This window comes from Helicobacter ganmani (assembly GCF_003364315.1).
Taxonomy (GTDB): Bacteria; Campylobacterota; Campylobacteria; order Campylobacterales; family Helicobacteraceae; genus Helicobacter_D; species Helicobacter_D ganmani.
This window is the reverse complement of sequence record NZ_NXLS01000003.1, coordinates 42,846-69,431: the sequence shown is the minus strand read 5'-3', so window position 1 is coordinate 69,431 and position 26,586 is coordinate 42,846. Positions and strand designations below refer to the sequence as shown.

Here is a 26,586-nt window from a genome sequence, read left to right as displayed (position 1 = left end):
AGCATAAAAGGAGCAATATGCAGCTTTGTGATACGCATTGCCATTTAGACGATAAGCGATTTATAGAGGATTTTCCTTTGATGATAGAGCGTGCCAAAAAGGTTGGAATCACACGTTTTATTATCCCTGCCGCTGACCCTAGAGACTTAAGGAGGGCGCAAGAATTGGCGCATACTTATGCAGAAGTTTATTTTGCAAGCGGTGTGCATCCAGATTTGGCGCATTTATATGATGAAGGTTACATTAAAGAATTTTTAAGCGATTCTAAATGTGTGGCGGTAGGAGAATGTGGGCTAGATTATTATAGGATAGAGGATAATCTTGCGGATTTTTGTGTGGAATCTGAAGCAGAGGTAAAACAAAAGCAAAAAGAAGTTTTTATTGCGCAAATCCATCTCGCCATAGAATCTCAAAAACCTTTGATTGTGCATATTAGAGACGCTTCGTTGGATAGTTTGGAGATTTTGCAAACTTACGCTCCTAAACTTAAAGGTGGAATCCTGCATTGTTTTAATGCGGATTTTCAGCTGCTCTCTTTGGCAAAATTTAACTTTTATTATGGAATCGGGGGGGTTTTAACCTTTAAAAATGCGAGAAAACTTGTAGAAGTATTACCTAGGATTCCGCTTGATTCGCTTTTGCTTGAGACAGACGCGCCCTATCTCACGCCTCACCCTCACAGAGGAGAGCGTAATGAGCCAAGCTTTGTGCCTTTGGTATTAGAAAAAATGAGCGAGATTCTAAACCTACCCAAAGAAATGTTGGCAAATCAAATCAACCAAAACACTACAAGGCTTTTTGGGGAATTGTAGAATCTTAACCGCTTCAAATTTTCTCTAGAAAATTCCTGAAATTTGCGTAGAAATTTTGTCCTCTAAAACAGGAATCGCTTCTTGTAATGTGAGATTTAGCTTCGTTGCTTCCGCAAAAAGTGTGGTGGATTTTTCAGAGTAATTGCCAGTATAAGTTTGTCCGCTATATTGGACTTGATTGGCATTGAGTTTGCCACCACCTTGCGTGCTAGCGACATTTCCTCCAAAGCTATTGAGTAAGCCCGCTCGTCGTCCATCTCGCACGCTAGCTTGTCCGCTATCTGTTGCATTATAATTAATAGTGCCACCTTCAATCCTTTGGCGCACATTAATATCGACTTGCATTTGGAAAATCGTATCTTCTGTGAGTTTTCCTAGAATTGCACCAGCAGCTGCACCTGCCAATCCTCCAACCACCGTTCCAGTAGCGGAGTTGTGATTATATCCACCCACGCCAGCACCCACAGCACCGCCTAAGACACCCGCACCTACCGCATTGTTTTCTTGCTTAATATCACAATAAAGCACATTGGCTTGCAAGATGAAATTGGCAAGTTCGGGGTCATCTACGACAATATAGCCTTTGTTTTGTAGTTTTTGTAAAATTTTAGATTCCAAATTAATTTCTTGTCCGCTTGTATTGCGCAGTGCAACAAAAATCGTTTGTTTGGATTTTGCAACAGGGTCTATAAAAATGCTTTGCGACATTGTCGCTTTTGTTTGCATTGTTGTTGTAACACAACCACTTAATGCTAAGATACATAAAAGAGGAAGCCATATTGTTTTCATTGATGAACCTTTTTGAGAAAATAAATATTATAAATATTATACTAAATTTATCTAACTTTTTGGATAACAGCAAGATAATGAAAGAAAAAGAATGAGATTCTAAAATAATAAAAGGTTTTCAATGGGGTGGGCGATGGGAATCGAACCCACGACCCTCAGGACCACAATCTGATGCTCTAACCGACTGAGCTACGCCCACCATTTAAGATTAGGAAAATGGTCGGGGCGAAAGGATTCGAACCTTCGACCCCTTGGTCCCAAACCAAGTGCGCTAACCAGACTGCGCTACGCCCCGACTAAATAAAAGAAGCGTAATTATACTTTGTAAAACCTTGATTGTCAATATTCTATCAAGGCAAATATGCTATAATAGAAACTTTCATTTTGCAAAAAGAAGGAGTTAAGAAGGAGTTTTATGCGATTGGTTGTCTTACAGATTTTGAGCTTTACTTTTATTTTTTTGTGCAGTCGTTTTTACCGCCTTTTGTGTGTGATTGAATACAAAGATCTTGCGTTTAAAATTGCCTACTTTTAATGTTAAACTTCCTATGATTTTGAGCTTGCTTTTGATTTTTCTTGCGCTTTATGTATTGGCTTTAAGGGGACATTTTAGCTATGTTGCAATGAGGGCTGGAAATTATCGTTTCTCCAAAATAGAAAGCTTTAATTCTCTTGCCCTCAATCCTTTGATGAGTTTTAGTTTTGCATTAAGAGATTATCAAAAAGACACTTTGGATTTAAAACCTGCTAATATGGAGAGATTAGAGGAATTATCAAAAATCTTTCCACTTTTTTCCACAACTCCCAAAAATGACTTTGCACTTAAGAATCCACCGCATATTATGGTGAATCTAATGGAAAGTTTTGGCACTCAAATGCTGTCTTTGCAAGAGGGAAACTTGAATCTGCTAGGCGAACTTGCGCAACATTTTGAAGAGGATTTTGTATGGACACGTTTTTTACCATGCCAAAATGGCACAGCCTCAAGTTTCTTTTGTTTGTTTTTCCAAAGTCCTATTGTGCTTTCAAAATCAAAATATAAGGAACATTATTTACCCTTTATCCCAATAGAAGTTTATAAGCAGCAAGGTTATAGAGTGATTTTTCTTACTGCGGGCAATTCAACTTGGTCTGATTTGGGGTTTTTTATGAAAGCGCAAGGTGCTGATGAAATCATTGATGAAGTTGCTTTACTTCAAGATTATCCAAACTCAAGTAAAATACATTTTCATTCTCATTATGGTGTAGGTGATGAGTTTATGTATCAAAAGGCATTGGAGCTTTTATCTAGTGCAAAAGAGCCACTTTTGATTCTCACTTTAAGTGTTTCAAACCATCCCCCTTATCCTGAAGTGCCGATTTTATTTTCTAAAGAGCAAATTCCATTAGAGATTTTTGACAAAATACCCAAAAACACTTCCGCAATCCTAAATACTTATGTTTATGCCAACAATGAATTTGCGAGATTCTTAAGCAAAGTCAAGCAAAGTGAGCTAAAAGACAAGTTAATTATTGCTGCCACAGGAGACCATAGAGTAAGGGGAGTGGCAATGGATTTTAATACAGAAAAAGCCTTAGCTTATGGCGTGCCCTTTTATCTTTATGTTCCAAAAGCCTATCAAGGAGAAATAGTCTATGACAAAACTCGGATTGGCTCGCATAAGGATATATTCCCCACACTCTATGCCTTGACTTTGAGCGAAACAAGATTCTTACATCTTGGCGGACGCAATTTGCTAGAGACGCAAGAGAATGATAAATTTGCATTTGGCTTTAATGCGGAAGTATGGATTGACAATGAGGGGATTTATCCGCGTAGCTCCAATCTTGGATATAAGTATAAAGATAATCAAAGTTTGCTTAGCACAGAAGAAAGCTTTGCTCTTGATGAGGAGCATTTGGAATTCCACAAGATTTATCAAGAATTTTTAGAATTGCAACTGCGTTACAAGCTTCTCAATCTTGCGCAATAGAATCTCGCCTAACCTATTTCCTACAAGAATTGGCTAAAAGCTTGAATTTAAGCTCCGCAAGCTCCCAATCCTCTAGTGTGTCAATATCTTGCACACGCATAGGGGGTAGCACAATACTCACAGAATCCTCAAAAATATTTTCACGATTGCGCCATACACTTGAGCGTGCGAAATAAAATTGCCCTGCGTCGTGGTAGATTTTCTCTAAATCTTGCGAACGTTTAGAAAAATGCTCTTTAAAAAGCATTTTATTGTGATTTTCTATAATGTTAAAGGCGCGATAAGGCGAGTAATCATACTCCACTGCACCAAAACAATAGCAAGAGGACGCGTAGGTTTTCGCTTGCAAAAAAGATTCTGTAAGTGTCTTAGAATCTAGCAAAGGTGCAGTTGCATAGAGGCAGCATATCCATAAATCTTGCGATTCTACTTCTTGCATTTCAAGGGATTCTATTGCGTGCAAAATCACCTCTCTTGTGCTGCTATAATCTGTGCTTAAGTTCTCTGGACGCCTCAATGCGCTAACTCCAAAACTTTTGGCAAATTCTAAAATCTCCTCATCATCACTTGAAACAAGAATTTTATCAAAGATTCCGCTTTTTTGCGCATTTTGCAGACTATAAGACAAAATGGGTTTGCCACAAAAATTTTTGAGATTCTTTCTTTTAATTCGCTTACTCCCACCGCGTGCGGGGATTACGCACACACAAGATTCCATTTTAGTCCTTTTTGCGCACAGATTCTTGTAGAGTCGCAATCACTTTTTGCTGCTCCTGTTCGCTTAAAGTTGGGAAAAGTGGCAGACTAATGGCGTTTTGATAGTAGGATTCTGCCTTTTTAAAGTCTCCTTTTTTGAAACCAAATCGTGCATAAAAGGGTTGCAAGTGAATTGGGATATAATGCACTTGTGCACCGATTCCAGCTGCCTGTAATTTGCCAAATAATTCTTTGCGTTTGATTCCGCTTTTTTTGGTGAGTAAAATCACATACAAGTGGAATGCACTGTAATTATAAGGTGCAACATAGGGCAAAATCAGCTCCAAATTGCTTAAATTTTCGTTGTAGGTTTTTACTAGTGCGTTGCGCACGCGTACATATTCTTCTAGTCGCGTTAATTGCGAGATTCCAAGTGTTGCGTGTAATTCACTTAAGCGATAATTAAAGCCCAAAAATTGTTGCTCATAATACCAAGCCCCAGCATTTTCACCTTTGAATCTTTTTGTGTCTTTTGTGATTCCGTGGCTTTTGAATATTTGCATTTTGCTTGCGTATTTTTCATTGTTTGTCGTGGCGATTCCACCCTCTGCGCAAGTAATGATTTTAACAGGGTGGAAGCTAAAAATCGTAATATCACTCCATTTACAACTTCCAATAGGAATTTTACAATAGCTTCCACCAAGTGCGTGTGAAGCGTCTTCTATGATTTTGAAGCGGTAGATTTGACTTAAGCGATAAATTTCTTTCATCTCGCAGCTTTGTCCGGCAAAATGCACGGCTACAAGCACTTTCGGTAATTTGCGTTTGGGAGTATTTTTGAGTTTTTTCTCTAACGCTTTTGTGTCTAAATTGTAGGTTTGTGCATCAATATCTACAAAATCTACTTTTGCACCGCAGTAGATTCCACAATTTGCACTCGCAACAAAACTATTGGGTGTCGTCCATAAAAAGTCTCCTTTGCCAAGCCCCAAAGCAAGAGCGGCGCAATGGAGCGCGCTTGTTGCACTATTGAAACTCACACCAAATTGCGCACCCACTTTACTCGCTATCTTTTCTTCAAACTCTTGTGCTTTTGGTCCTTGCGTAATCAAAGGGGATTTGAGAGCGTCTATTACCGCATTAATATCTGATTCTGTAATTTCTTGTTTGCCATAAGGAATCATTGTAGCAACTCCAAAAATTCCTCACAACTTAACCATTGTTTATTTGTGCCAGAATCATAAGAAAATCCGCGTGGCACAAGCTTTCCACTCTCACCTAACACATTGGTGCTAAAGTCGGTAATGAAGCTAAACTGAATTGTAGGCGCAATGACATAATAGTCGTTAAATTCATAGGTAATATGGCTATCATCACTCGGACACATCGTTTCGTGGATTTTTTCACCCGGTCGGATTCCGACGATTTTATGAGGTAAGTTTGGAGCTAGAGCTTTCGCCACTTCGGTTATTTTCATTGATGGAATTTTAGGGACAAAAGTTTCCCCACCTTTCATTCTTTCAAAGTTTTTCAAAACAAAATCCACTCCTTGTTGCAAAGTAATCATAAAGCGTGTCATTTCTGGGTCTGTAATAGGTAACTCTTTTGCTCCCTCACAAATGAGCTTTTGAAAAAATGGCACGACAGAGCCACGTGAGCCAATAACATTACCATAACGCACGACAGAAAAGCGAGTTTTGCGCATTCCGGCAATATTGTTTGCCGCGACAAAAAGCTTATCACTTGCCAATTTTGTCGCCCCATAGAGATTGATAGGATTTGCCGCTTTATCGGTGGAAAGTGCAATGACTTTTGAGATTCCATTGCTAAGGGCTGCATTGATGACGTTTTGCGCGCCATAAATATTTGTTTTAATGCATTCTGTTGGATTGTATTCTGCGGCTGGAACTTGTTTGAGTGCTGCGGCGTGGATAATGTAATCAATTCCAATGGTCGCTTCTTTGAGTCTGCTTTCATCACGCACATCACCTAAAAAATATCGCATACAAGAGGCGTTATAGGTTTGTGCCATTTCAAATTGCTTCAACTCATCACGGGAGAAAATGACAATTTTTTTGGGCTTGTATCGCTCTAGGAGTGTTTTGGTATAGCATTTACCAAAACTCCCTGTGCCACCGGTGATTAGAATACTTTTATCATTGAACATTTTGCACCTTATGTAAAAAATAGGGTTTAATTATACTATAAAATCTGATATTTCATTGTTTTTATTGTGGGATTCAATATTGTAGATTGCCACGCCGACAAATCGGCTTGCAAGGATAAGAACGGGCTGAAATATCCTCTAAATAAGGCTTTGTGAGGTGTTAGGCTATCCAAACACGCGCTTGAAAATTGCCTCTACATTTTTGGTGTAATAGCTAAATTCAAAACATTCTTTGATGGCGTTTTCTCCAATTAACCCAACCAATTCGGAATCGGACAATAAATATTGCAAATAAAGAGATTCTCCTTTGTTGTTAAGAGCGGCTTTGCCCTCTTGCAAATCTGTCCATACTTTCATTGCATTGCGTTGCACGATCTTATAGGCATTTTCACGACTGACGCCCTTTTTGGGAAGTTCTAGTAAAATGCGTTGTGAAAAGACAAGCCCACCTGTTAAATTGAGGTTTTTCATCATATTTTTAGGATAGACGACAAGCTTCTCAAGCAAGTCGCTTAGGCGATGAAGCATAAAATCTGTGGTAATAAAAGAATCAGGTAAAATAAACCGCTCCACACTAGAGTGGCTAATGTCTCGCTCGTGCCACAACGCAACATTTTCCATAGCTGGAATCGCAAAAGAGCGAATCATACGACAAAGCCCGGTAATATTTTCGCTCAACACGGGATTCCGCTTATGTGGCATTGCACTACTCCCTTTCTGTCCTTGTGAAAAATATTCCTCTGCCTCATAGACTTCGGTACGTTGTAAATGCCGAATCTCTATGGCGATTTTTTCGCAACTGCTTGCAAGAAGTGCTAAATCACTAATAAGTCTTGCATAGCGATCTCTTTGAATTACTTGATTGCTAGCGGGTGCGGCTTTTAGCCCTAAATCCTCGCAGACAAGTTCTTCTAGCTCCATAGGTGTATGTGCGAGATTTCCCATCGCACCGCTTAGTTGCCCCACTGAAATCACTTCTAAGGTGGCTTCTAAGGCTCTCAAATGTCTCTTGATTTCATCATACCAAATCGCACAAACAAGCCCAAAAGTAATGGGTTCGCCGTGGATTCCGTGAGAGCGTCCCACCATTAAGGTTTCCTTGTGTCCTAGTGCTCTTTTTTTAATCACTTCGCATAAATGCTTGACATCTTCTATAATGATTTTTAAGGAATCTCGCATTTGAAGTGCCACAGCAGTATCAATACAATCACTAGAGGTGATACCATAATGAAACCAACGTGATTCCTCACCCAAAGATTCCGCCACACTCGTTGTAAAAGCAATTAAATCGTGTTTTGTAACTGCTTCAATTTCGTCAATTCTCGCAATATCAAATTTTGCATTTTTGCAGATTTTTTCGCAATCACTATTAGGAATTAACCCAAGTTTATTCCACCCTCTTACCAATGCCTTTTCTACTTCTAGCCAAGCAGAATATTTCGCATTTAAATCCCAAAGCCCTTTCATCTCTTCTCTTGCATATCGTTCTACCATATTTTCTCCTTAAAGTAAATTAAAGTTTGTAATTTGAGATTTCATAAAGCATTACTTATCTTTTTGCTTCTTGTTATGCACTCTATACATATTTTTATTGAAGCCATTTGCGAATAAAATCTTAACTGCTCTACCTTTGCCAACCGAATGCAGTGATTTATAGAGTCTAGTGTGCATTGTTTATCCAAATAAAGATTTTTGTCTTGCAGGATTACTTGGTATAAAATTTGTATCCACAACATAGTTTTTTATTAATGCTTCTTTGATTGCGTTTCTATTGTTTTCACTTGCACCCAAATGATAAAAATGCTCAATAATGTCATTATAAAATCTATTCCATAATGTTATTATATACTTATTTTCTCTATATCGGTTACTATGCCAAGTTGAGAGTATAAACTTTGCCTTTGTGCTAGATAAAATTTCATAAAGTTCTTTTTCTTTCGTTTCATTCCAAGCATTAAAATAATCACAATGCCTATCAATATAAGGTGGGTCGCAATAAATAAAGTCTCCATTAGGTGCGATATTAAAGCCTACAACACCGCTGCCCATAAATGGCTCCAAGTAGATTCCTTGATTATCCCACTTCATTGTGCTTTTAATGGAGCAGACTAGCTTACTTTTGATGCCTTGAATTTTAAGTGGTGGAATCTTAATTTTCATTTCTATCCCTATATATTAAATACTCTTTAAGTTTTGTTATTTTCTTTAGAATCTGTAATATTGATTTGCCCATAATTTATCCAATAATCATCAAAAATTTCCTCACCAAGATTTGCAAATACACCTCTCTCATTGATAATATCATCAATATTTTTAATGCTACGTATATTTGCAGTATTACCACTACCACTAGAATCGCTAGCTATTTTATATTTCTCTACAAAAAATAAAGTGAGATTTTGTATCACAGACGGAATTTTTTTTAAATCATCAATTCCATAACGCGTGAGTTCATCAATCATTATTCTATCATAAATTACACCCAAGCAAAAATGTCCTTGATATTGATTATAAGGGAATTGGATATTCTTGTTAGATTCTCTATTTTTAAAATATTCTCCGTGTGAACCTAGAGTAAAACCTTTAATTTTCCATTTAGAGTCTTCGCAGATTTTATCTTGTAGGGTATCAAGAAAATTTCTAAAGTTCTGTATAAACTCTTGCTTATTCATTTTTGTTCCTTGATTATCGGTAGTTTGTAGCTTGTTCGCCTTGCCTTTGTAGGATATTTTGCATTTTTGTGTCGCTTTTCTATATAAGAAATTAAATCTTTCAATTTATGTTAAAATATCCTAACACAATCCTACTTAAAAGTTACAAAATGCCCTTTGTTTTAAAAGAATTTCCTATTCCAAAACCAATGAAAGCTCATCAATTCTTAATGCAATGTTTGCATTTAAATATGGCACAATCGCAAAGATATATTAATAAAGGCAAAGTGATTTATGAGGGCAAACCTCTAAAGAATAATGAAAAAGCCAAGATATTGGAAAAAAGTGTTTGTATTCTCATATTTGAAGCTGATTCTGTCGGCTTAAAGCCACTTTATGAGAATGAACATTTTGCGCTTTTTGAGAAGCCAGCTAAAATGCTCATTCACCCTAAAGGGAGATTTGCACACCATAGCTTTGTTGATGAGGTGCGCTCTCTTTATGGGGAGGAGGCTAGCTTGGTTCATCGTATTGACAAGGAGACTAGCGGGCTTGTGCTTGTAGGTAAGCATTCACGCAGTATTACAAAGCTCGGTGCAATGTTTGCAAATCATCACATTACAAAAGAATATCTAGCTCTTGTGCGTGGGGATTTGAGTAAAAGTAATTGGAGGGGGAGAGATTTTTGCCTCTCTTTGCCGCTTGCAACACAACCAAAAGGCGGGGATTTGTGCGTACGTTCTAAGTTTTTAGGGCAGAGTGAAGCGGAATCACTATCCTTTAGGGAGGCAAAAAGCGAATTTGAAATGTTAGGAGTGTTGGATTTTTGCTTGCAAAAATCTTTTGGTGGAGATTCTAACTTGCAAACTGTGCCATGCACTTTGTTAAAAGTGCGTCCAAAAAGCGGGCGCACACATCAGATTCGCTTGCATTTGTATGCGCTTGGCTTTCCGATTTTGGGAGACCCTCTCTATGGAGCGTTAGATGTGCATAGTCGGGAATATTTAGACGCGGAATTTATCCCCGCAAAATCACAAAATCTTTCCCGTGATTCTTTATATGGCTTGAGCAATAGGAGGCGAGAGATTTACTTTGGGGCAACGCGCTTGATGTTGCACGCTTATCATTTGAAATTTAACTTTGAAGGTAAAACCTATGATTTTCAAAGTAGCAAAACTTTTGAGATTCCATTTTCTTGAAATTTTGATTTGGATTCTATCCATAAAATGCTTGTGCAACTGCCCAACAAAAAGGCAGATAGAATCCAGATTTAAAAGATTGCTCTTTTAATCTTTTTGCATAAGGGATTTTTGGTTTTAAGAATCGCTTTTGCTTAAAATTTCTAATGCTTGCTTGATTCTTTCTATGACCACTTCAGCTCCTAATGCGCTCATCAAGGGCGCGATTCCAACGCCACCGGGTGAGCCAAGCAGAGCAAAGCGTAAAGGCATAAAAAAGCTTTTTGCCTTGATTCCTTGAAAATCTGCGAAAGTCGCAATTTCTTGTTCTGCTTCTTGCACATTTTCAAAAGGTGTTTTTAGGGATTGCAAATAAATCATAAATTCTTTTAACAAGTGAATATTCTCCTCATTCTTGACTTTTTGGAGCATTTTTTCGTCATAAGTTACGACAGAAGTCAAACAAGTTTTTAGGATTTCAACAAATTCCAATAGTGTTTTAGAACGTTCTTTAATTTCGGGATACAGAATCTCTTGTGCGCGTTGATTTGGAATCTCTGCGCCATAAAAAGGCAATAATGTATTGATTTGTTTGCAATCTAGTTTGTGTAAATAGTGTGCGTTTAGCCACAAAAGCTTTTCTTTATTGTAGGCAGAGGGAGCACTATTTAAGCTATTGGGATTAAAGAAATCTAACATTTCTTGCATAGAAAAAATTTCTTGGTCTTTGTGACTCCAACCTAAACGTACAAGAAAATTCAATAAGGCTTGGGGCAGGAAACCTAGAGTTTTGTATTCCATAACACTCATTGCACCATCGCGTTTGCTAAGTTTTTGCCCTTGAGGATTGAGAATCATTGGCACATGATAAAATCGCGGAATCACAAAACTTAATGCTTGGTAAAGAATGATTTGTTTGGGTGTGTTACTTAAATGGTCATCGCCACGAATCACATCTGTTACCCCCATAAGCGCGTCATCAATCGTTACGACGAAGTTGTAAGTGGGTGTGCCATCACTGCGTGCAATGATGAAATCGTCCAATTCTTTTGCCGCAATTCTGATTTCACCTTTGACGCCATCAAGGAAGCAGATTTCCCCCTCTGTGGGTGCTTTAATTCGCACAACAGGTTTTACTCCAGCAGGTGGCGTGTCTGTAAAATCACGATAGCGGTTGTCGTATTTCCACACTTGCCCTTTGGCTTCCGCCTCTTTGCGATTCTTGTCTAATTCCTCTTTTTGCATATAGCAATAATATGCTTTTCCTTCTTTTAATAAGCGGTCAATGTATTCTTGATAGAGCGAGAATCTTTGACTTTGATAGACAACTTCGCCATCATAATCCATTCCAACCCAAGCAAATGCCTGCAAAATTGCTTCTTTGGCATCTATTGAGTTGCGTGCTAAATCCGTATCTTCAATGCGTAATAAAAATTTTCCACCATTTGCCCTTGCATAAAGATAGTTAAAAAGTGCGGTGCGTAAGCCACCGATATGTAAATAACCCGTAGGAGAAGGTGCAAATCTTGTTACAATTTTGCTCATATTATTCCTTAAAATTTTATGTAATTTGCAGAATCTTAACTTAAGATTGCTGAAATTTTTGCTTAAAAATTCTTACTCAAAGTAGAGGAATTTCACATTATTTTTTAAACTTTAATGTCCTTTACTTTAGTGTTTCAATATATGCACCAATATCGTCCATATCGCGTCTGGTATAACGTTGCGCTACTTGGTTTTTGATAAAACGAGATTGTCCTTCAAAGCTTTGATTTTGGTAGGTTTTAATTTCACTTGCAATTTCACTTGCTTTCCAAGTATTAATTGCGGGCTTGCTTGCTACAGCAATTTCACCTTTTTGCCCATGACAATTTGCACAATCACGTTCATAGAGTTTTTTGCCTTTTTCTAAATCTGCTGTTTTAGCTGTGCTTGCTACGGAACCTGTGCCTAAGAGACTATCTAAAAAATTTCGTTCTTGAAGTGTCAAATCCGCGTCTTCACGCACGACTTTAATGTCTTTTGAGCCTAAATTTTTGGAATATTTTTGCAAAATGGCTTTGATTTCTTCCCCAAATTCACCTTTGAGTTCAAAACAGACGCATTCATTTGCAGGAAGTGTGCTGCTTAAAACTGCGGCACAAACAAAAGCTGATAAAATTTTTTTCATTTTTGGGATTCCTTGTTATTTTTGAATTTAAATTGCGCAATTTTGCCTAAACTTTATTAATTTTTGGTTTAAAGTTAAAAGCCACTTTAGCTAGGATAGTTTATAATTCCTTTTGCCTAAGCAAAGCGCATTTCTTTAATTTTGGAGTCCAACATAATTTAAGTATTGCTGGTTGTATAGTTGGCTTTGTGTGATGGTGTTTTCGTTTGAGTCTCTTAAGTTGAGACGAGAATCTGCCGCCTAATAAGTTGCTTATGGCTAGAATCGTTGCCTATTTTTGGGCTAGACAAATAAGTAACGCTTGCTTGGGTCTTGTAAAAAATAGAGAATAATATTTTTGTTTTGAAAGTTTTTCTTTTAAAAAATCTTGAAAGTTTTAAAAACAAAAATTTTAAGGTTGTAAAATATGGAAATTGTTATTGTGGGTAGCGGCGGGCGTGAATATTCAATTGGGCTTGCATTGCAAAAGGAATGCAGAATAGACGGGATTTATTTTTATCCGGGCAATGGTGCAACAAGCAAACTTGGCAAAAATATTGATTTTGCAAATCAACAAGAATTTATAGATTTTGCATTGATACAAAGAATCGGACTTGTGATTATAGGTCCTGAAGCACCATTGGTAGATGGTTTAGCGGATTCTTTGCGGGCAAATGGAATCCTTGTCTTTGGTCCAAGCGCAAAAGCCGCGCGTTTGGAGGGTTCGAAAGCTTATATGAAAAAGTTTGCGCAAAAATATGGAATCCCGACAGCACGTTTTATTCAAACGCAAGACTATGTAGAATCTTGCAGATTTATTGACGCTTTAAGTTTGCCTATTGTCGTAAAAGCTGATGGTTTGTGTGCAGGCAAAGGCGTCATTATAGCCCAAAGCCACGAGGAAGCAAAAATAGCAGCGAAGGAAATGTTAGACGGAAAGAGTTTTGGGGATTCGGGTAAAACAATTGTGATTGAGGAATTTTTAGACGGATTTGAATTGTCTGTTTTTGCAATGTGCGATGGAAAGGATTTCATTGTATTGCCTGCCGCGCAAGACCATAAGCGACTTTTGGACAAAGACAAAGGTCCAAATACAGGAGGAATGGGGGCTTATGCTCCTGCTCCTTTGGTAAATGCGCAAATCCTTGAAGAAGTCAAATCCACAATTATTGTGCCGACACTTAAAGGTATGGCAGAGGATGGAAATCCTTTTAATGGAGCTTTATTTTGTGGGATTATGGTTGTTCAAGGTAAGCCCTATTTGCTAGAGTTTAATGTTCGCTTTGGCGATCCAGAATGCGAAGTGTTAATGCCGCTTTTTAAAAATGGTTTGTTGGATTGTTTCTTAGCGTGCGCTAGAGGGGATTTGAAAAATGTGCAATTTGAGTTAGAGTCCAAAGTATGTGTAGGAGTTGTGGTTGCTTCTAAGGACTATCCTTACAAAAGTTCTCCCAAAGCAAAAATTGTGATTCGTTCTTTGGATAATACGCAATCCCATATTAGCTTTGCAGGAGTGAGCAAAGAGGGAGAGGATTTGTTCGCAACCGGAGGACGTGTGCTTGTATGTGTGGGTAAGGGCGATAATGTGCAAGAGGCACTTAAAAATGCTTATGCACAAGTGGAATCTGTTAATTTTGAAGGAATGCAATATCGCAAAGATATTGCCTATCAAGCTTTGAGGTAGGCAATGAATACCAATAAGATTGAAGAAATTTTAGCACGTGAAGAAATTGAAGTTGCTCCTTATTGGAAGCGAATCGTGGCACATTTGATTGATGATTTACTTTTAAGTATGGTAATCATTGGGATTTATTGGGATAGCATTATGCAAAATACGGGCGATGTAGAAGCAATGTTGGCGATTGTTTCTAGCTCTTGGGCGATTCTTTATGGAATCCGCATTTTATATCATTGGCTTTTTGTGCAGTTTTATGGAGCGACGATTGGAAAAATTGTCGTGAAGATTCGCGTGATAGAGTTAGGGTTGTTGGATAATCCTAGTTTTTGGCAAGCGTTTTTGCGCTCACTTTTGCGCACATTGAATGAATTTCTGATGTATTTGCCCTTCTTTTATATTTTTGCTAATCCTCTAAAAAGAGGCTTGCACGATATAGCAGCCAATACACTCGTTGTGGAGCTAAAGCCCTATAATGCTTAAATTGTCTAAAGTCTTTGGAATTGTATCAAGCGTAGCGGCTTTTGCATTGTTTGTCCCAAATTTTTTACAAGCACGTCCATCTATCAAGCAGTTTAATTCCCAACAAGAAGCTATTTTTGAGTTTTTGGCTGACGATATGGAATATAGTCAATCTCAAGTGATTGGCAAGGGGCATGCCACGGTGATTAACTTAGACTATTTTGTAACTGCCAATGAAGCGACTTATGATACACAAAGCGGGGAAATCACACTAAGTGGCAATGTGAATGCTTATAAAGGAAATGCACTTTATCTGAAAGCTCAAAAGATTAAGATTAAAATGCAGCAAGACTATTCCTTTTTAGAGCCTTTTTATTTGCAGGATTCTATGAGTGGTTTATGGGTAGATGCAAAAAGTGCGCAATATGATAAGAATGTTTATCAGACAGAGGATACAACGATTTCAACTTGTAGTGTGAATAATCCAATTTGGCAATTAAAAGCAAGTAAAAGTCAATATGATGTCAATGAAGAATGGTTGAGCGTTTGGAATCCTCGTCTTTGCATTTATGATATGCCGGTGCTTTATTTCCCTTATCTTTCTTTTTCTTTGGGCTACAAGCGCAAAAGCGGTTTGCTTTATCCTGAAATTGGAAACTCAAAAGACGATGGTTTTTTATATTCCCAACCCATTTTTATTGCTCCACAAGAGGAGTGGGATATGACATTTGCTCCTCAAATTCGGACAAAGAGGGGTGCGGGATTCTATAATGAATTTAGAATCATAGACGATAGGGACGAAATGTTATGGGCAAATTTTGGTTATTTTGGCGATACAGATAGCTATCAGAGAACTTATGATTTAGAAAATCAGGCTCATTTTGGATTTCAACTCAAATACGAGCGTAAAGATTTGCTAACAAAATCACAAAATTATTTTTATGAAGATGGAATCTATGCGGATATTTCGCAAATTTCTGATATTGATTATTTTCGTCTAACAGATAGAGACACGAGGGAACGTGCAGATTTACAAGGCAGTCTTTTGACTTCCCGTTTGAATTATTTTTTAAAAAGTAAAAATGATTATTTGGGTATTTATGGACGCTATTATTCGGATTTAGAAAAAACAAGCAATGCGGAGACTCTACAAACTTTGCCACAGGTGCAATACCATCGCCAAATGGATTCTTTGTTTTTGGATAATTTATACTATGGTTTTGACTATCAAGCCAAAAACTGGACGCGTCCTAAGGGTTATCGTGCAGTGCAGCAAGAAGCACATCTCCCTATCCTCTATACACAAAGTTTTTTGAATGACTTTGTCAATCTCTCGGCTTCACCCATTTTTTATGCCACACAAATTAACTACAGCAACACAAAACAAAAAAAATTAGAAGACGGACGTTACTATTCGCAATATTATCAATTCAAAGTCAATTCTGATTTAGTGAAGCAATATGAAGACTTTGGGCATACAATTAGTTTGGAATCCTCTTATATTTTGCCCGGCTTTGATAGAGAAAAAGGTGATTTTCAAGACTTTTTTACATTGCCCGGTCATAGACAAGAGTTGCGGTTTGGTGGCTCTCAATACTTTTATGATTCTAGTGATACACTTTTTTTGTCTCATCGCTTCAAGCAGCCTTTTTATTTGGAGGATAATCACAAAATGGGAGAGTTTGAAAACGAGATTCAATACTTTTATGATTATCAATGGAGTTTTTTGAGTAGCATTTTTTATTCACATCAAAAGGCAAAGATTTCTGAAGCCACACATCAAGTGCGTTATGACGGCGAGTATTTGAATGCAAGTTTTGGACATTTTTTCCGTCAATCTTTTGCAGATATTGATTGGAATCGTGGGAGATTTGGCGAGGCAAATTACCTAATGGCAGGATTTGAGAAAGAGTTTGAATCCATTGACATTTTTGCAAGTGCGGGCTATGATTATAAGGAACGTTACTTTAAGACTTGGCAAGTCGGCTTTGAAACTTCTATCCGTTGTTTTTCTTTTGGGCTTAAATATGTAAGTGAAATCTATCCAATGCTGACTACGCACGGAACAGAAGCAAAAGACGATAAATATGTGTTATTTACAATTAAATTTATTCCTTTATTAAGCAGTGATGTAAAAGTAGGCAATTAGGACAAGTATATGGGAAATTTAAATAGCGAAATTATTAGCACGATTGGAGGCAATTTTATCGGTAATACAATGCACTCTATGCGACGAAAGACTCTCTTTGAAAATCGCAATGACGCATTGCAAAAACTACTGCATAATATGCCCTTGAGTTTTTTTGAAAAGCAAGATTGCGTTGTTGTGGGGATTTCTTTTGCAGGAGTGCTTTTTGCGCATCGTTTGGCACAGATGATTAAAGCACCGCTTGCTTTTCTCTTTACTTCGCCAATTTTAGCACCAAATAATCCAGAATGTGAAATTGCAATGGCGACTGAAACGCACGATGTTGTGATAAACGAAGCTTTAGTGCGCTCTTTTGAAATTAGCCTAGATTATATTTATGGCGAAGTGCAACGACAATACGAGGATAAAATGTTGCCTCTCATTTATCAATACCGCAAAGGTAACCCCTTAATTTCTCTTAAGGGCAAACGCGTTTTGCTTGTAGATGAAGGGATTGATAGTGGTTTAACTGCATTAGCATCTATTAAATCCGTGATTACCTTACAAGCAAAAACCGTGCATTTTGCTTGTCCTGTTGCGCCCATTGAAGTGGCAGAAGTGATGGACGAAGCAACCGACGGAATTTTTTGCCTTTATCGGTCTAAAAATTTTGTAGATATTGGATATTATTATAAAGAGTATCCTGCAATAGAATCTTCAGTCATTGAAGAAATTTTTAACAATATACAACCATAAGTTCAAGGAGGAAGAATGGACGAAGCAAAACTAATGTTTTTGAGTAAAGAAGAAGAATATATTTTTGATAAATTTGCTAAACAAACTAACGGAAGTGTGTATTATAAAAATGGCAATAATGTTTTACTAGCTACGGTGGTAATTGATGAGAATTGCGTGGTAGAGGAGGATTTCTTGCCTTTAACCGTGCAATATATTGAAAAATCCTATGCTGCAGGAAAATTTCCGGGTGGCTATGTCAAACGAGAAGCAAAGCCTAGTGATTTCGAAACTCTTACAGCTAGAATTATAGACCGCAGTTTGCGCCCATTGTTTCCAAAAGATTATTGTTATCCTACACAAATTACCATTATGGTATTAAGCGCAGAGAGTGATGGTGATTTACAAATTTTGGCTTTGAATGCTGCGAGTGCGGCTTTGTATGTTTCCGAGATTCCGCTTCATTTTCCTGTTAATGGCGTGCGGATTGGTAGAATTGCAGAGGAATTTGTGATTAATCCAACTCCAAATGAGCAGGAGCAAAGCACTTTGGATTTGCTAGTCAGCGGTGTGAATGAGGATTTGTTAATGATTGAAATGCGCACTTTTGGCGGTGTAAAGGTAAAATCCTCTAGCAATCCTCTTAGCCTAATGACAACCTTAAAAGAGAAGGAAATCACTTCCTTTAGCGCAAATGAATTAGAGGAGGACAAACTCATAGAGGCTTTAGAATTGGCGCGTACGCAGATTGCTCTTAAAAGTCGGCTCATCAAGGAATCTTTCGCGCCTTTTGTCAAGTCGCCTCTAAAGCTAGAAAGAGCTAGAAAGAGCTTTGTTTGTGAAAGAATTGAAAATTTTATTTGTCAAAATTATTTAGAACCTTTACGCAAAGTGATTGAGTCGTTGTCCAAAACAGAACGCAATAGCCGCTTAAAAGCCTTTGCTAAGGAAATTATGGAATCTTGGAAGACACAGAGTTCAGACGATATAGAATCACTAGAAGAGCGTGTTAATGAAACGCTCACTAAAGTAAAGCGCACGCTTATCCGACAAATGATATTAGAGGAGGGCAAACGCGCGGACGGCAGGTGCTTAAAGGAGGTTCGTCCTATCAGCATTGAAACAAATTTCTTGCCTAAAGCGCATTCAAGCGCACTTTTTACACGAGGACAGACGCAGGCACTTGTGGTTTGCACTCTTGGAGGGGAGATGGACGCACAAAATTATGAATTACTTACAGAAAAGGCAACCTCTAAGGAACGTTTTATGGTGCATTATAATTTTCCACCCTTTAGCGTCGGGGAAGCAAGTAGCATTGGTGCGACAAGCAGGCGAGAGTTAGGACACGGAAATCTTGCAAAACGCGCACTAGAGTGCAGTTTGATTAATAGGGATTCTAAAACGATTCGTTTAGTCTCTGAAATTTTAGAATCCAATGGTTCTTCTTCTATGGCAACAGTGTGCGGCGGCTCTTTAGCGTTGGCAGCTGCGGATATTGAATGCACTTCTTTGATTGCAGGAGTTGCTATGGGACTTGTATGTGAGGGGGAAAAATATGCGATTTTAACAGATATTATGGGCTTAGAAGACCACGATGGCGATATGGATTTCAAAGTTGCCGGAAGTACAAATGGAATCACTGCACTACAAATGGACATTAAGCTAGGGGGTTTAAGAACGGAAATACTAAAAAACGCGCTTTTTCAAGCTAAAGAGGCGCGTTTGCAAATTTTGGGATTAATGGAAGAGGCAAAAGAAAAGATTGTCTTAAATACAGAATCTCTGCCTAGCTCACAAATCTTTGCGATTCACCCTAGCAAGATTGTAGAAGTGATTGGACAAGCAGGCAAAACGATTAAAGAAATTATTGAAAAATTTGAAGTCGCGATTGACTTGAATCGTGATAATGGCGAAGTGAAAGTGAGTGGGGGAAATAAGCAAAAAGTGAATGCGGCAAAAGAGCATATTTTGAATATTGCAAATACCAAAGAAAATAAACCAAATCTTTATGAATTGTACCAAGTGGGTGATATTTACACAGGTAAAGTAAAAAAAGTTGTAGAATTTGGCGCGTTTGTAGAGTTGCCTCATAATTACGATGGATTGTTACATGTTTCTAAGGTAACCAACAACAGAAATGAACGGATTAGCGATTACTTAAAAGAGGGCGATGAAGTGCGTGTAGAAGTGCTATCGCTTAATAAAAACAAAGTAGAATTAGGGCTTGTGGAATAGCTTAAATTAAACAAAAATTTAGCTAAACGCGTTATAATTTTGCCCTACAAAGTGATAAGTAGGGGAATGAATCCGAACGGACTTTGAAATTTTAAGGAGAACAAATGAAAAAATTACTTTTAGTGTTTTTTGCATTAGCTGGTGTAGCGTTTGCTGCGGAAGGTAACGAAATGTTATTGTCTTATTCTGCAATTGCAGCAGGCGTAGGTTTGGGTATCGCGGCACTTGGTGGTGCAATTGGTATGGGTAGCACAGCAGCTGCAACAATTTCTGGTATGGCTAGAAATCCCGGTGTTGGTGGTAAATTGATGACAACGATGTTTATTGCACTTGCGATGATTGAAGCACAAGTTATCTATACTCTTGTTGTTGCATTGATTCTACTTTATGCAAACCCATTCTTAGGCTAATCTTATAGCTTTTTCCTTAGGGATTCCCTAAGGTTGTGCGCTGGTGGTGGAATGGTAGACACACCATCTTGAGGGGGTGGCGGGGAGACCCATGCGAGTTCAAGTCTCGCTCAGCGCACCATTTTTTCTCTCATTTTTTAAACGATTTTTTTATTTTTATTCAAACATTTATGCTAAGATTTTAGTTATTTTAATACAAAGAGCAACGATGTCTTTACAAGAACAATTACAAAAAACAAAAGAAAGCAAAAAGATGCTAGCGACACTTCCTCATCAAACGCGCATTAGTTTTTTATATGATTGTGCGGATTTGTTATTGGAAGCTCAAAATGTGATAATAGATGCAAATCAAAAAGACTTGAATGCGGCAAAAGAGTTGGATTTGAGCAATGCAATGATGGAAAGGTTGGAATTAAATCCTAAGAAGATTCTCAATATGGCGGAATCCTTGCGCCAGATTGCAGATTTTCCAGACCCGTTAAATAGAATCTTAGGGGGATTTACAAACCATTGTGGATTGCGGATACAAAAGGTAAGTGTGCCGCTTGGTGTGATTGCTACGATTTATGAATCACGCCCCAATGTAACAAGTGATGTTGCGGCTTTATGTTTTAAAAGCGGGAATGCGTGTGTATTAAAAGGTGGAAAAGAAGCACAGAGAAGCAATGAAGCTATTATGCGGGTTTTTCATCAAATGCTAAAGAAATACCATTTGCCATTGGATTGTATGGTTTTGTTGCCCTTTATGAAGGATAGAGAGGAGCTAAAGGAACTTTTAAGTGCAAAAGATTCCATTGATTTAGTGATTCCACGCGGGGGAGAGGGGTTGATTTCTTTTGTATCGGAGAATGCGAAAGTGCCTGTTATCAAGCACGACAAGGGTGTTTGTCATATTTTTGCACACCACACTTGCAAGATTCCTGAATCTATTGCGGTGATTGTCAATGCAAAAACTTCGCGTCCAAGCACTTGTAATGCTTGTGAAACTCTCCTTGTAGAACGTGTCTTTGCAAAGGAGTTTTTGCCGCAAGTCGCAGAATCTCTAAAGCAAAATGGCACGATTCTAAAAGGCGATGAGGAATCTTGTGCTATTCTAAAAGTTAGTGGAATCATATGCGAGCAGATTCCATTGGAGGATTATTATATAGAATATGGAGAAAATATCTTAAACTTGCGCATTGTTAAGGATACAGAAGAGGCAATAGAACATATTGAGAAGTTTGGAAGCGGGCATAGTGAGGCGATTTTGAGCGAGGATTATAGCACGATAGAGCATTTCTTAAATGTAGTAGATTCTGCCTGTGTGTATGCGAATGCTTCCACTCGTTTTAGTGATGGCGGGGAGTTTGGTTATGGTGCAGAAGTTGGAATCTCTACTTCCAAAATCCACGCACGCGGTCCTATGGGTGTAGAATCCCTAACGATTTATAAATACAAAGTTTATGGCAATGGACAAGTGCGTTAAGGAGTCGCGGCATAATATTAGGGCAATTCTATTATAAAGTAAAATTCGTTCATTAGAGGGGTTGCTTCCCTCTAAGAATCTACAAACTATTCTGTAAAAGAGTATTAAGATGTTTGACAAACGCATTTACATCTTTGAGTTTGCCTCCCTCAAGTAGTTTGGCTTCTTCAAGTAATAAATGCGCAACTTCCTCTTGTTTTTGTGTCTCTGCGTCTAGTAGCTTAGTAAGAATCGTATGGTTTGGATTGAGTTCTAAAATTGGCTTGGGTTCTGGAATATCTGCACCCATACCCATTGCACCTATTTGTCTCATCATTTTTATCATTGCGGCATTTGGATCTTCTGGGTCGCTTACGATACAAGAGGGGGCGTCAATGAGTCTCGCACTTAAGCGCACTTCCTTGATTTCATCACTTAGGGCTTTATTGAAAGTTTCAAGCAAGGATTTAAATCTCTCTTTTGTGTCCTCCTCTATGCTTTCCTCTCCCAAATTCTCCAATGCTTCTTTGGAAGTGATGGCACGTAAAGGTATCTTGTCATACTCATGCACCATTGGCATTACGATTCCGTCAATTTCTTCGGCGAAGAGTAAAACTTCAATCCCTTTTTTGTTGAATGCGTCTAAAAGTGGGGAGCTTTTAAGGAGTTCTAAATCCTCACCTTGTAGATAGTAAATCGCCTTTTGTTCCTTACCCATACGCTCTTTGTAGGTTTTAAATGCAATCTCTTTGCCCTCACTTTTGGTAGATTGGAATCGCAAAAGTTCTAATAGTTTTTCTTTGTTTTCAAAATCGCTATAAACTCCCTCTTTCAAGCAGCGTCCAAACTCTTTATAAAATTTGCTGTATTTTTCCTCGTCTTTTTGGAGTGATTCTATTTCGCTTAAGATTTTTTTTGTAGAAGAGGATTTAATCGTGCTTAAGATTCTGTTTTGTTGTAGAATCTCCCGGCTTACATTAAGTGGCAAGTCCTCACTATCAATGATTCCGCGCACAAATCGCAAGTAAGAGGGTAAAAGTTCTTTATCGTCATCAGTGATAAAAACGCGTTTGACATAGAGTTTCACGCCGCTTTTGTAATCCACGCGATAAAGGTCAAAAGGTGCGCTTTGTGGGATATAAAACAGAGTAGTGTATTCTAGTGTTCCCTCAACTTTCGTATGAATCCAGCAAAGCGGGTCGCTAGAATCGTAGCTTAAATTTTTGTAAAATTCTTTATATTCTTCATCTTTCAAATCTTTTTTAGAGATTCTCCAAAGTGCAGAAGCTTTGTTGATTTGTTCATTTTTTTGTTCTATAATCTCTTTTTTGCTCTCTCCCTCTCCTTCGCTTTTAGTTTCTGTATAGTGTAAGAAAATAGGGAATGGAATATGGTCGGAGTATTTTTTGATAATTTCTTCAATTTTCCAACGATTCGCAAATTCTTTTTCTTCCTCTTTGAGATAGAGCTTAATTTCGCTTCCGTGTGATTCTTTTTCACATTTTTCAATCTCAAATTCTCCGCTTCCATCGCTAATCCACGCAAAACCTTGTGTTTCGCCCGCTTTTTTTGTTGTTACGATGATTTTATTTGCCACCATAAAGGCAGAATAGAATCCCACGCCAAATTGCCCAATGAGTGCAGAATCCTTTTTCTTATCCCCGCTCAATTTAGAAAGAAAATTTTTCGTGCCGCTTTTAGCGATTGTGCCTAAGTTTTCAATCAAATCTTGCTCATTCATGCCGATTCCGCTATCGCTGATGGTTAAAATATTTTTTTCGCTATCGAAGGCAATATCAATTTTGGGAGTAAAATCCAATGTTTTTAGTTTGTCGTCTGTGAGGGTTAAATATTGTAATTTGTCCAATGCGTCAGAAGCATTGCTAATAAGCTCGCGTAAAAAAATTTCTTTATTAGAATACAGCGAGTGAATCATTAAGTCTAGTAGTTGATTGACTTCCGTTTGAAAAGTATGTTTTGCCATTGTTTTTCCTTTTGAATCATAAAATTTTCTTGAAATTATAGCAAAAGTTTTGAGAATGTCAATAAACTTGATATTATTATTATCAAGTTTTATTATTACATTAATATCAAAGTAATTGCTAATCTTTCATTTAAATAAAAAGAAAGAATCTTGTTGCAAATCTTTATCTTACTTTGATTTTATTTGCGTTAAATCTTTTGGATTTTGTTATAATTACCGATTAACTTATTTGAAATAAAGGCTTATTTTGGATTCAAAAACTAAAACACCGCTTGATTATATCATTATTACAAACGCAAAAGAAAACAATTTAAAAAACATCAGTTTGAATATCCCCAAAAATAAACTTGTGATTCTTACAGGCTTAAGTGGCAGTGGCAAAAGCACTTTAGCCTTTGATACGCTTTATGCAGAAGGACAACGTAGATATATAGAATCCCTCTCAAGCTATGCAAGGCAGTTTTTGGATAAAATTGGTAAGCCAGATGTAGATAAGATAGAGGGATTAACTCCAGCCATTGCAATAGACCAAAAGACAACAAGTAAAAATCCTCGCTCCACGGTGGGAACAATCACAGAGATTTATGATTATCTACGCTTGCTTTTTGCGCGCATTGGTGTGCAGCATTGTCATTTGTGTGGCAAACCTATTTCAAAAATGAATGCGAGTGATATTATCGCTCAAGTGCTAAAAATCAAGGAAAATTCTAAGATTTTGATTTTATCCCCCATTATTCGCGAAAAAAAAGGGACTTTTAATGATAAGTTGGAATCCTTGCGTCAAAAAGGCTATGTGAGAGCACAGATTAATGGTGTGCTTGTGCGCTTAGATGAGGAAATTTCGCTTGCTAAGACCAAAAAACATACGATTAAAGTCGTGATTGACCGCGTCGTTGTCAATGAGGCAAACAAGGACAGAATCGCACAAGACATTGAAAAGGCTTTAAAGGAATCTTATGGAGAAGTAGAGATTGAGATTCTGCCTGAAGAGAAGGAATCCAAGCCAACTTTAGTGCATTATAGCGAGCATTTGGCTTGTTTTGATTGCAAGGTTTCCTTTAATCCCTTAGAACCTCTTAGTTTCTCTTTTAACTCCCCAAAAGGAGCGTGTAGCAAATGCGACGGCTTAGGGATTCGTTATAGTATTGATACGAAGAAAGTTATTCAGTCTAGTTTGCCTTTGAGTGAAGGCGGGATTAGGATTATTTATGGGTTTAATAAAAGTTACTACAATGAGTTATTCCGTGCTTTTTGTTTGGCAAATCAGATTAATCCTCAAGCTGCTTTTGAGGACTTGAACGAATATCAACAAAAGTTAATTTTATATGGAAGCACAGAAGAAGTAGAGTTTCAATGGAAAAGTTCTAAGCTTAAGCGTCCTTGGGTGGGGGTGATTTCCATTGCTTATGATATGTTTAAGGATAACAAAGATTTGGGTGATTATATGAGCGAAAAAACTTGTGAGGAATGTGGAGGACATCGCTTATTGCCACAAAGTTTGGCGGTTAGGGTTGCAAATAAGACGATTGGGGATTTGTTGGATTTGCCTATTGAAGAATGCTATGGATTTTTTGCCAATCCTGTGAATTTTGCCTATTTGGATACACAAAGTGCAATGATTGCCGCTCCGATTCTTAAAGAAATTTGCGAACGACTTTATTTCTTGTATGATGTAGGGCTTGGGTATTTGAGCTTAGGACGCGACGCACGCAGTATCAGCGGAGGGGAATCACAACGCATTAGAATCGCAAGTCAGATTGGTAGCGGACTTACTGGTGTAATGTATGTGTTAGATGAGCCAAGCATTGGGTTGCACGAGCGCGATACTTTGAGACTCATTAAAACCTTAAGAAGTTTGCAACAAAAAGGTAATTCTGTTATCGTCGTCGAGCACGATAAAGAAACAATTGAACACGCAGATTTTATCGTAGATATTGGACCAGGAGCGGGTAAATATGGCGGTGAAGTCGTATTTAGTGGGAATCTGACGCAATTATTAAAAAGTAAAACCCAAACAGCGCAGTATTTAAGTGGCGCAAAAAAAATAGAATATTTTGTGCGTCGCAAGCAAGAGGAATGGATTGAGATTTTAAATATCAATATTAACAATATTCATAATCTTAATGTAAAACTGCCGATTAAAAATTTCGTCTGTGTAACGGGTGTGAGTGGGAGTGGTAAAAGTTCTCTTGTCCTGCAAACTTTGCTTCCTGTGGCTCAAGAGCTACTCAATAATCGCAAAAAAGTAAAAAAAGTTGATGGTGTGGAAATTGTGGGTTTGGAGAAGCTAGACAAAGTGATTTATCTTGATCAAAGCCCCATTGGACGCACGCCTCGTTCCAATCCTGCAACCTATACCGGAGCAATGGACGAGATTCGACAGATTTTTGCACAAACAAAAGAAGCACAGATTCGTAATTATGGCATTAGTCGTTTCAGTTTCAATGTCAAAGGTGGAAGATGTGAAAAATGTATGGGAGAGGGAGAGATTAGGATTGAAATGCACTTTTTACCCGATATTATGGTGAAATGTGATGCGTGTGGCGGCACGCGTTACAATACTCAAACCTTAGAGGTAGAATATAAAGGCAAAAATATTGCGGAAGTCCTAGAATTTAGTGTAGATGAAGCCTGCGAATTTTTTGTTAAGATTCCACGCATTTATCAAAAGCTTAAAACTCTACAAGATGTGGGTTTGGGTTATATTACTTTGGGACAAAATGCTGTAACTTTAAGTGGAGGGGAAGCGCAACGCATTAAGCTTGCCAAAGAACTAAGTCGTAAAGATACAGGCAAGACACTTTATATTTTAGATGAGCCAACTACCGGATTGCATTTTGCAGATGTGGATAGATTAGTGCGTGTATTGCACCATTTAACAGATTTGGGAAATAGTGTCATTGTGATTGAGCATAATTTGGATATTATCAAAAATGCAGATTTTATCCTTGACATTGGACCAGAAGGGGGAAGCAATGGAGGCAAGATTGTAGATAGTGGTTCGCCAGAACGTATTGCAAGAAGACATAAAAAAACAGCAAGCCATACAGGAAAGTTTTTGGCTAAAGAATTAGGAGCGGAATCCTAAGCCGTATAAG

21 protein-coding genes and 3 tRNA genes are annotated in these 26,586 nt (G+C 37.9%); 12 read left to right on the top strand and 12 right to left on the bottom strand.

Going from position 1 to position 26,586, the window contains the following annotated elements:
* Positions 1–17 precede the first annotated feature (17 nt).
* Positions 18–812 carry a TatD family hydrolase gene (locus CQA43_RS03925; RefSeq protein WP_115551314.1) on the top strand — a complete coding sequence of 265 codons (795 nt, stop codon included), beginning with the start codon at positions 18–20 and terminating at the stop codon, positions 810–812.
* A 24-nt stretch (positions 813–836) separates the two neighbouring features.
* Here the strand turns inward: CQA43_RS03925 and CQA43_RS03920 are convergent, their stop codons facing one another.
* The 3 genes from CQA43_RS03920 to CQA43_RS03910 all read right to left on the bottom strand — a co-directional run bounded on the left by CQA43_RS03920 (position 837) and on the right by CQA43_RS03910 (position 1,896).
* The gene (locus CQA43_RS03920) at positions 837–1,601 is read right to left on the bottom strand and encodes a complement resistance protein TraT (protein ID WP_115551313.1); all 765 of its coding nucleotides are present in this window, start codon (positions 1,599–1,601) and stop codon (positions 837–839) included.
* A 122-nt stretch (positions 1,602–1,723) separates the two neighbouring features.
* Positions 1,724–1,800 (bottom strand) — tRNA-His (locus tag CQA43_RS03915).
* Positions 1,801–1,818: 18 nt separating this feature from the next.
* A tRNA-Pro gene (locus CQA43_RS03910) sits at positions 1,819–1,896 on the bottom strand.
* A 226-nt stretch (positions 1,897–2,122) separates the two neighbouring features.
* On the opposite strand from CQA43_RS03910, the gene CQA43_RS03905 reads away from it, so the two are divergent.
* Complete coding sequence (locus CQA43_RS03905) at positions 2,123–3,574, top strand: LTA synthase family protein (RefSeq protein ID WP_115551312.1); 1,452 nt, start codon at positions 2,123–2,125, stop codon at positions 3,572–3,574.
* A 13-nt stretch (positions 3,575–3,587) separates the two neighbouring features.
* Here the strand turns inward: CQA43_RS03905 and pseF are convergent, their stop codons facing one another.
* The 6 genes from pseF to CQA43_RS03875 form a co-directional block, all read right to left on the bottom strand.
* A complete protein-coding gene (pseF, locus tag CQA43_RS03900) occupies positions 3,588–4,292 on the bottom strand; it encodes a pseudaminic acid cytidylyltransferase (RefSeq protein WP_115551311.1) in 705 nt (234 codons plus the stop codon).
* Position 4,293: 1 nt separating this feature from the next.
* Positions 4,294–5,454, bottom strand: a complete 1,161-nt coding sequence (pseC, locus tag CQA43_RS03895) for a UDP-4-amino-4,6-dideoxy-N-acetyl-beta-L-altrosamine transaminase (protein WP_115551310.1) — start codon at positions 5,452–5,454, stop codon at positions 4,294–4,296.
* A complete protein-coding gene (pseB, locus tag CQA43_RS03890) occupies positions 5,451–6,437 on the bottom strand; it encodes a UDP-N-acetylglucosamine 4,6-dehydratase (inverting) (protein WP_115551309.1) in 987 nt (328 codons plus the stop codon). Before pseB ends, pseC begins: the two co-directional genes overlap by 4 nt.
* Before the next feature lie 165 nt (positions 6,438–6,602).
* Complete coding sequence (gene purB, locus CQA43_RS03885; protein ID WP_115551308.1) at positions 6,603–7,931, bottom strand: adenylosuccinate lyase; 1,329 nt, start codon at positions 7,929–7,931, stop codon at positions 6,603–6,605.
* 180 nt (positions 7,932–8,111) lie between these two features.
* Positions 8,112–8,597 (bottom strand): DNA adenine methylase, encoded by a 486-nt coding sequence (locus tag CQA43_RS03880; RefSeq protein ID WP_115551307.1) that lies wholly within the window; start codon positions 8,595–8,597, stop codon positions 8,112–8,114.
* Between the two features lie 26 nt (positions 8,598–8,623).
* Positions 8,624–9,109 (bottom strand): EcoRV family type II restriction endonuclease, encoded by a 486-nt coding sequence (locus CQA43_RS03875; RefSeq protein WP_220271598.1) that lies wholly within the window; start codon positions 9,107–9,109, stop codon positions 8,624–8,626.
* A gap of 149 nt (positions 9,110–9,258) precedes the next feature.
* Between CQA43_RS03875 and CQA43_RS03870 the strand changes: the two genes are divergently transcribed.
* A complete protein-coding gene (locus CQA43_RS03870; protein ID WP_115551306.1) occupies positions 9,259–10,287 on the top strand; it encodes an RluA family pseudouridine synthase in 1,029 nt (342 codons plus the stop codon).
* A 117-nt stretch (positions 10,288–10,404) separates the two neighbouring features.
* Here the strand turns inward: CQA43_RS03870 and gltX are convergent, their stop codons facing one another.
* The gene (gene gltX, locus CQA43_RS03865) at positions 10,405–11,811 is read right to left on the bottom strand and encodes a glutamate--tRNA ligase (RefSeq protein WP_115551305.1); all 1,407 of its coding nucleotides are present in this window, start codon (positions 11,809–11,811) and stop codon (positions 10,405–10,407) included.
* A gap of 121 nt (positions 11,812–11,932) precedes the next feature.
* Positions 11,933–12,436 carry a c-type cytochrome gene (locus CQA43_RS03860; protein ID WP_115551304.1) on the bottom strand — a complete coding sequence of 168 codons (504 nt, stop codon included), beginning with the start codon at positions 12,434–12,436 and terminating at the stop codon, positions 11,933–11,935.
* Between the two features lie 406 nt (positions 12,437–12,842).
* Here CQA43_RS03860 and purD point away from each other — a divergent pair, with 406 nt between their 5' ends.
* The 8 genes from purD (at position 12,843) to CQA43_RS03820 (ending at position 21,525) form a co-directional block, all read left to right on the top strand.
* Entirely contained in the window at positions 12,843–14,099 is a 1,257-nt protein-coding gene (purD, locus tag CQA43_RS03855) for a phosphoribosylamine--glycine ligase (protein WP_115551303.1), read from the top strand.
* Positions 14,100–14,102: 3 nt separating this feature from the next.
* Complete coding sequence (locus tag CQA43_RS03850; protein ID WP_115551302.1) at positions 14,103–14,573, top strand: RDD family protein; 471 nt, start codon at positions 14,103–14,105, stop codon at positions 14,571–14,573.
* Entirely contained in the window at positions 14,566–16,701 is a 2,136-nt protein-coding gene (locus CQA43_RS03845) for an LPS-assembly protein LptD (protein WP_115551301.1), read from the top strand. The genes CQA43_RS03850 and CQA43_RS03845 overlap by 8 nt, the downstream gene beginning before the upstream one ends.
* A gap of 9 nt (positions 16,702–16,710) precedes the next feature.
* Positions 16,711–17,436 carry a phosphoribosyltransferase gene (locus CQA43_RS03840; RefSeq protein WP_245944207.1) on the top strand — a complete coding sequence of 242 codons (726 nt, stop codon included), beginning with the start codon at positions 16,711–16,713 and terminating at the stop codon, positions 17,434–17,436.
* Positions 17,437–17,451: 15 nt separating this feature from the next.
* On the top strand, positions 17,452–19,650 hold the full coding sequence (locus tag CQA43_RS03835; RefSeq protein ID WP_115551300.1) for a polyribonucleotide nucleotidyltransferase: 2,199 nt from the start codon (positions 17,452–17,454) through the stop codon (positions 19,648–19,650).
* Between the two features lie 104 nt (positions 19,651–19,754).
* Complete coding sequence (locus CQA43_RS03830) at positions 19,755–20,060, top strand: F0F1 ATP synthase subunit C (protein ID WP_026943810.1); 306 nt, start codon at positions 19,755–19,757, stop codon at positions 20,058–20,060.
* A gap of 37 nt (positions 20,061–20,097) precedes the next feature.
* Positions 20,098–20,181 (top strand) — tRNA-Leu (locus CQA43_RS03825).
* Between the two features lie 87 nt (positions 20,182–20,268).
* Complete coding sequence (locus tag CQA43_RS03820) at positions 20,269–21,525, top strand: glutamate-5-semialdehyde dehydrogenase (protein ID WP_115551299.1); 1,257 nt, start codon at positions 20,269–20,271, stop codon at positions 21,523–21,525.
* A 79-nt stretch (positions 21,526–21,604) separates the two neighbouring features.
* On the opposite strand, the gene htpG is transcribed toward CQA43_RS03820, so the two are convergent.
* Positions 21,605–23,488 (bottom strand): molecular chaperone HtpG, encoded by a 1,884-nt coding sequence (gene htpG / locus CQA43_RS03815; RefSeq protein WP_115551298.1) that lies wholly within the window; start codon positions 23,486–23,488, stop codon positions 21,605–21,607.
* Positions 23,489–23,735: 247 nt separating this feature from the next.
* Between htpG and uvrA the strand changes: the two genes are divergently transcribed.
* A complete protein-coding gene (gene uvrA, locus CQA43_RS03810; protein ID WP_115551297.1) occupies positions 23,736–26,576 on the top strand; it encodes an excinuclease ABC subunit UvrA in 2,841 nt (946 codons plus the stop codon).
* Positions 26,577–26,586: the final 10 nt, after the last annotated feature.